Annotated in this window: 6 protein-coding genes; 2 read left to right on the forward strand and 4 right to left on the reverse strand. The window is 43.2% G+C overall.

The annotated features are described in order from the left end of the window. A partial coding sequence (locus AB1A65_RS17665) for an aminotransferase class III-fold pyridoxal phosphate-dependent enzyme (RefSeq protein WP_366591233.1) occupies positions 1–696 on the forward strand: 696 nt, incomplete at its 5' end. Here the strand turns inward: AB1A65_RS17665 and AB1A65_RS17670 are convergent. The 4 genes from AB1A65_RS17670 to AB1A65_RS17685 form a co-directional block, all read right to left on the reverse strand. Then, entirely contained in the window at positions 693–1,601 is a 909-nt protein-coding gene (locus tag AB1A65_RS17670) for an NAD(P)/FAD-dependent oxidoreductase (protein WP_366591234.1), read from the reverse strand. The genes AB1A65_RS17665 and AB1A65_RS17670 overlap by 4 nt on opposite strands. A gap of 107 nt (positions 1,602–1,708) precedes the next feature. Beyond that, positions 1,709–1,939 carry a hypothetical protein gene (locus AB1A65_RS17675; RefSeq protein ID WP_366591235.1) on the reverse strand — a complete coding sequence of 77 codons (231 nt, stop codon included), beginning with the start codon at positions 1,937–1,939 and terminating at the stop codon, positions 1,709–1,711. An 84-nt stretch (positions 1,940–2,023) separates the two neighbouring features. Then, on the reverse strand, positions 2,024–2,902 hold the full coding sequence (locus tag AB1A65_RS17680; RefSeq protein WP_366591236.1) for an AraC family transcriptional regulator: 879 nt from the start codon (positions 2,900–2,902) through the stop codon (positions 2,024–2,026). Positions 2,903–2,956: 54 nt separating this feature from the next. Next, positions 2,957–3,853: a hypothetical protein gene (locus AB1A65_RS17685; protein WP_366591237.1), complete on the reverse strand. Its 897-nt coding sequence runs from the start codon at positions 3,851–3,853 to the stop codon at positions 2,957–2,959. A gap of 121 nt (positions 3,854–3,974) precedes the next feature. Here AB1A65_RS17685 and AB1A65_RS17690 point away from each other — a divergent pair, with 121 nt between their 5' ends. Beyond that, on the forward strand, positions 3,975–4,310 hold the full coding sequence (locus tag AB1A65_RS17690) for a GIY-YIG nuclease family protein (protein ID WP_366591238.1): 336 nt from the start codon (positions 3,975–3,977) through the stop codon (positions 4,308–4,310). Positions 4,311–4,389: the final 79 nt, after the last annotated feature.

Here is a 4,389-nt window from a genome sequence, read left to right on the forward strand (position 1 = left end):
GCCAATAAAGGTGAGATAGCCGCCATTATCTTAGAACCTGTGGCCGGCAATATGGGATGTATTATCCCTACCGATGAATTTATCCACGGTTTACGTAAACTCTGTACCCAAGAAGGCATTTTGTTGCTTTTTGATGAGGTGATGACCGGTTTTCGATTGGGAAAAGGTGGTGCACAGGAAGCCTTGGGCGTGGATGCCGATATGGTGATGTTTGGTAAGGTGATCGGGGGCGGACTGCCTGTAGGGGCTTTTGCCGCTCGAGCAGAGATTATGGCACATTTGGCCCCGGAGGGGCCGGTGTACCAAGCAGGAACCTTAAGTGGAAATCCTTTGGCCATGAGTGCCGGACTCGCCATGCTGACGGAACTGAACAACCGACCAGAAATCTTTACCAGTCTTGCCGAAAAAACCGAATACTTGCACAAGGGTATTGGCCAAGTGCTGACCGAAAAGGGGGTGACCCACCAGATTAACCGCTATGGCAGTATGATCTCCGTACATTTTACGGAAGACCCTGTGGTGGATTTTGCTTCCTCGGCCAAGGGCAACAACGATACCTTTAAAAAGTATTTTCATGGTATGTTGGAAAACGGGGTGTATTTGCCTCCTTCTGCCTTTGAAAGCTACTTCTTAAATGATGCTTTGAGCTATGCGGATTTGGACAAGACTATTGAGGTGGTTAAAAAAGTATTCTAGAACTCGTCCAGTACCATTTTTTTGTTCAGCAACATGCCTGTTGTAGCACCCATGGCAACTGCATTTGATACAGTCCGCATTCTGGTTGTGTTGTCCCCACAGGCATAAACACCTTCAACCGATGTCATTTGCTGGCCATCTATCTTAATATAGCCTTCCTCGGTGAGTTCACAGCCCAAAGTCTCGGGAATTGGGCAATACTGTTCAAAAGGAATGTGGGCGTAAATAGCCTTTAGTGCGGCTACCGACCCATCCTTGAAGACCAATTGTTTTAAATGTCCCTCAACATGTTGCAATTCGGCTATTTCAGACTCAACAATTTTGATGCCTTTACCCATTAGTTTTTGGGTTTCGTCCTTGGATAGGGTCGATTTTCCATTAGTGAATAACGTAAGGTCATCCGTCCAGTTGGAAATCAATCTTGAAAACTCATAACCATACTCCCCATTGCCCAAAATACCAGTTTTTTGATGCCTTACTTCATATCCATGACAATACGGACAGTGAAGCACGGAAATCCCCCAACATTCTGCAAACCCTTTTATTTGTGGCATGATATCTCGAATACCGGTAGCGAAAATCAACTTTTTGGCCTCAAAACTTTCTCCAGAATCGGTCTCAATTTGAAACCCGTTCTGGGTCTTTTTTCCGCCTGTGGCCAAACCCTCTAGAAAATGGACGGTGTTGTAGAGCTCCACCTGTAGTTTTGCCAACTGTGCTATTTCTTTGGGAGTTTTTCCGTCTTGGGTGAGAAAATTGTGGGAATACGGTGTTTGTCGGTTGCATGGCTTGCCACTGTCAATAATCAACACCTTTTTCAGGGATCTTCCCAATGCCATTCCCGCGGCAAGCCCGGAATAACTACCGCCAACAATTATAACGTCAAATTTTTCAAGGTTTTTCATGTCTTTGTGAATTAAGGATTTAAGGAATTCATAAGGAAACAATGTTATCGTTGTGGCTTTACCACTCTTTTCTAAAAATTGTCTTCTCGAAAGGAATTTTGCGCTCACTACTGTTTTCCTTTGAAAATTTTTGGTGTGAATTGGCGAATTACAAAGTCCACAAAAGGGACACCGATAAAAACAATCAGTGGCACCAAAGCTAGGGTCATGACCAAAGTTCGTATGTAAAGGGGAACCAATGCCAAGGGTTCCCGAAAGATATACAGGAATAGGGTCAATGCTGGGTAAATCACCACCCAAATCTTTAAGGAAGCTATCAATCTTGCTTTTGTTTTCATGCTATTTCAGTTAAAGAAAATTATGGGGCAAAGGTATTTTCCATACTTCTTGCAGAGTAGGATGAAAATGAAGTTGAATGGTACTTAAGTGAAAAGTTGGCGAAAAGACTCTGGGGAGTGTCCGGTTTGTCGTTTAAAGAAGCGTACAAAATAGGAAACGTCCTCATAACCCAATTGAAAAGCAATCTCCTTTATTTGGTTGGAAGTGGCAAGCAGGTATCTTTTTGCTTCAAGAACAATGCGGTCAACAATGATTTCTGAACACGTTTTGCCCAGAGCAGACTTCGTTATGGCATTGAGTTGGTACAGCGAAAGGTGTAGCATATTAGCATAGTCCGACACTCTTTTATGGGTGGAATAATGGGTTTCCAAAAGATGTAAAAAAGATTCCAAGCCCTCTTGTTCATGTCTATTTGGGATTAACGAAGCCGATTTTTGATGTCGCAATAAGTTCACAAAGAAGATATCCATATAGGCCATGATTACCTTTTCATACCCTTCTTTTTTACCCGTATATTCTTGGAATATTTGGGAAAGCACCTTGTTCATGGGTTCAAAATCCAAAGGATTGATGTGACAATGGTTTTTGGAACTGGCCCTATTGAGCAACATCAAGGATTTTTGATCTTTTGGCAAATAAAAATCGGGGGTGAACTGCACCACAAACCCGCTACTTCCAGTTTTAAGGGTCAATTGGTGCACCTGTCCCGGCCGCATGAAAAAAATGGAACCATCGCTGACCTCGTACGGTTTAAAATCGATGATATGCTCCCCGATCCCTTTTTGAAGCACCAAAAGAAAATAAAAGTCGTGCCGGTGGAGTTCTTGGACCATATCCGTTTTGGCAAGCAACTTTTCAATATCCCTAATGGTAAAACTACCCAAAAGGGAAGGCTCTTTTTGGCTTGGCAAACGGGCAATCGGAATATCCTTCATGGTATTTCCAAAGATCGCCAATTCCAAGATAGGAAGGCTTTAAAAACCTGTTTCTTTTGGATTATTTACGGTATTTTACTCCTACTCACACTCTGTGCTCAGTTCTTGGTACTCCGATGTTGATATGGTGGGAATCTCCTGTCCTGATGCAATTTTGATACAGCTCAACGTTGGGTTACGGTCTGCGCGTAGGTCCACCAGTTCCCTATTGTTGCTCACATCCAGACTGTTCAGCGTATTGCTTGAAATATAAAGGTGTGTCAGCTTGCTGTTCTGTGCAAAGTCAACCGTTTGGAGGGCATTGTCCGAAAGCAACACCGTTTCCAACAACAGGTTGTGGCTCAGGTCAACAGCGGTGAGGTCATTGCTGATCATAAAAAGGTTCTTGAGGTTCACCGCTCCACTGATATCGATGGTTTTTAACAGGTTTTGGCCCATGTGCAATAGCTCCAGAGAAGCATTGTCTAAATGCAGTTCTTCCATATTATTAAAGGAGAGGTATATTTTTTTCAATTGGGTGGCGTTGGAGAGCCCATCAATGGATTCCAGTTCATTGGACTCCATGTTCACCAACAAGAGATTGGGGTTGTTGCCCAGGTCGATACTGGTTAAATAATTGGCCTCAAGGTACAGGGTGTCCAGCTTAGTGTTTGCACTTAAATCGATATCCGTGAGTTCTTGCCCGCCCGCGTAGAGATACGTTAGGTTGACAAACCCTTCAATACCGGTTAAGTCGCTGATATCGCCAAAATTACCTGATGGGTTAAGGTCCAAACGGGTGATGGTTTGGGCATCGGTGCGCAGCATTTGTTGGTTCACCTCGCCATCCGTGTCTATGCCTTGGTCGATTAAAACGGCTTCAAATTCTGGGTCTGGAATATGCAGATAGGCGTTGTTGGGGTTGGGGGTATCGTCACTTTTGGAGCATGCGGCAAAGAAAAATAGGGTACTAGCTACGATAGCGTAGGCTTTTTTCATGGTTACGTTTTTTGATGATTGCCTACTAGACGGTTTTAGGGTGGGGTTGTTACGGAAAGGGTTGGCTTTGGGATTTTTTTAACAGCTTGGGGAAGTGTGTCATTTCGAAGGAGCATGGCTACTGAGAAATCTAACTTCAAAAAAACTATATTTAAAAATGCTTTCACCCTACTTTGTCTACATTGTTACGAATGAAAAGAAGACGGTACTTTACATTGGGGTGACCAACAATATCCAAAAAAGACTTTCTCAGCATTATTTCGATAGCGAAAATGCCAAAAAATCCTTTGCAGGGAAGTATAATTGCTACCATTTAGTGTACTACGAGGCGTTTGATTCCATTGAACTGGCCATTGCTCGAGAAAAGGAGTTGAAGAAATGGCGAAGGGAAAAGAAAGATAGGTTGATTTTTTCCTTTAATCCAGATTGGGAGTTTTTAAATCATCAGGTTATTTAGTCACTTCGAAGAAGCGCAGCCACTTAGAAATCTATTGTGTATGTTTGAGATTTCTCACGCTCCCTTAGCTCCCTCGCAA

The sequence above is a fragment of the Allomuricauda sp. ANG21 genome (genome assembly GCF_040705235.1).
Taxonomy (GTDB): domain Bacteria; phylum Bacteroidota; class Bacteroidia; order Flavobacteriales; family Flavobacteriaceae; genus Flagellimonas; species Flagellimonas marina.

What these genes read in the sequence shown, in the direction of transcription:
- AB1A65_RS17670 (WP_366591234.1), bottom strand. Translation starts at nt 1,601, where the DNA reads ATGAAAAACCTTGAAAAATTTGACGTTATAATTGTTGGCGGTAGTTAT.
- AB1A65_RS17685 (WP_366591237.1), bottom strand. Translation starts at nt 3,853, where the DNA reads ATGAAAAAAGCCTACGCTATCGTAGCTAGTACCCTATTTTTCTTTGCC.
- AB1A65_RS17675 (WP_366591235.1), bottom strand. Translation starts at nt 1,939, where the DNA reads ATGAAAACAAAAGCAAGATTGATAGCTTCCTTAAAGATTTGGGTGGTG.